The organism is Miniphocaeibacter sp., assembly GCF_049276255.1.
Taxonomy (GTDB): Bacteria; Bacillota; Clostridia; order Tissierellales; family Peptoniphilaceae; genus Miniphocaeibacter.
This window is the reverse complement of the sequence record NZ_JBASWB010000009.1, coordinates 1-1,826: the sequence shown is the minus strand read 5'-3', so window position 1 is coordinate 1,826 and position 1,826 is coordinate 1. Positions and strand designations below refer to the sequence as shown.

General features: G+C 35.0%; 1 protein-coding gene and 1 pseudogene. Both read right to left on the bottom strand.

The features are described 5' to 3' along the window. Positions 1-227 (bottom strand): hypothetical protein (locus WAO56_RS00990; protein ID WP_422146193.1); only part of this gene is annotated, 227 nt, incomplete at its 3' end. Next, a pseudogene (locus WAO56_RS00985) lies at positions 228-1,826 on the bottom strand (hypothetical protein); the annotation flags it as partial.

Here is a 1,826-nt window from a genome sequence, read left to right as displayed (position 1 = left end):
TCCATATCGTTAGCTAGTCGACTTTTTCTAAGTTCTATTTCATCCCTAGTTCCTTTAATTTCTAAATCAAACTCAATTTCTTTAAGTCCAATTTTCTTTTTACCGTAGACGGGTAATCCGTTTTTAGCTCTAAATACATCTCTTGAAATTTCGCTAGGTTTTATTTTTAGAGGATGTAAAATATGAGCCTGATACTTTTCTAAATATAATCCGTCAATTTCTTTCATTTACCTCCTCCTCTTTTCTTTCGATATTTGTTGAGACACAAAAGGTGCTGTTGCCCTTCCGACCTCTCTACCGTCTATTTCTGACACAACAGTAATATCTCCGTTGCTTACTGATACTAATAAGTTTCCGTTTTCATCTCTATTGTTGCCAAATTTATTAAATCTACTTCCATAATTAAACATTGTACTTGTTTCCAATTGTACTTTTCTTTTCATTTTTTCAACTAATTTATTCATGAAGGCTTCCGCTTTAGCGATAGTTTTTTTGCCTTCATCTTCTATACCAATTCCAAGTCCTCTTGAGAGCATTATTCCTACTTCGTCACGCATAACTCTTGAAGGTGAACGTATAGCCGCTGCTGCCTTTGCTGCTGAAACCGCACTTCTCATTACAGATACTGCAGCATTTATAACGCCACTTCTACCTGCTAAAATTCCTCCAGCAAGCCCGGACATTAGATTTCTACCAGCACTACTGAATTGTCCTCTAAACCCATTTACACTAGAAACAGCACTACTGCACATTGTTCTAATTGCATTTAATGCATTTGTTGAACCTTGCTGCACTGTCTGAACAAAACTACTCATCATTGTTGTTGTAGTAGATTTAATACTGTTAGACATTTGAGTAATCTGTTGAGTTGTATTTGTTGCAAGTTGAGTAAACGCAGTTTTAGCTTGATTTGCTCCTTGCTGAACGGATTGAGTAAATCCATTCATCATTTGCGTTGTTGAATTTCTAACATTATTAGCCATTTGAGATATTTGACTATTAATAGAATTTGCTAAACTACTAAAGCTACTTCTTACAGTTGCAGCTCCACTTGAAACGCTTGAAGCAAAAGTAGTCATCATTGATTTAGCAGCACTAGAAACTTGATTTTTAGTATTATTAATACTTGATGTTATTCCTGCTCCTAATGAGTTCATTGAGCTTGTTATAGCACCTTTTTGACTATTGATTCCATCTGCTACAGCTTTTCCTATATTCGTACCCGCTGCTTTTGCTTGATTAGTTGCTGCTTTTAAAGAAGTTGTTATTGTTCGTATAATACTCGTTACTGAATTGCTAATCAAAGATGCAGATGACTGAATACCGCTGGCTATTGCAGTTACAATTGAAGTTCCTATAGCTGTAAGATTAACTATATTAGCTTGTATTCCCATCATAATAGCAGCAATTATATTCATTCCAACGGACATTAACATTTCTGACTGCATATTAATAGCTGACACAATAGTTGTAATTATTGTAGTTCCTATCATCATCAGCGCAGGAGCTTGCATAGTTATTCCCATCATGATTGAATTGATTATGTTTGTGCCTACCATTGAAACAGTTTCAGCTTGACTGTTAATACCTTCTATTATTGTTGTAATAATATTAGTGCCAACCAATCCGATGCTTTCTGTTTGTTCGTTAATGGAAGTTGCAATTGCTGTAATTAAATTTGTTCCTATCAAAGCTATACTTTCACTTTGACTATTTACTCCTTCAATAAAAGCATTTATAAATCCGATTCCCAGTTCTGTTACTTGTTCTTGAGATTGATTGATAGTATCTACCGCACTATCAACAAGTCCTTGCGCTGCTTCTTG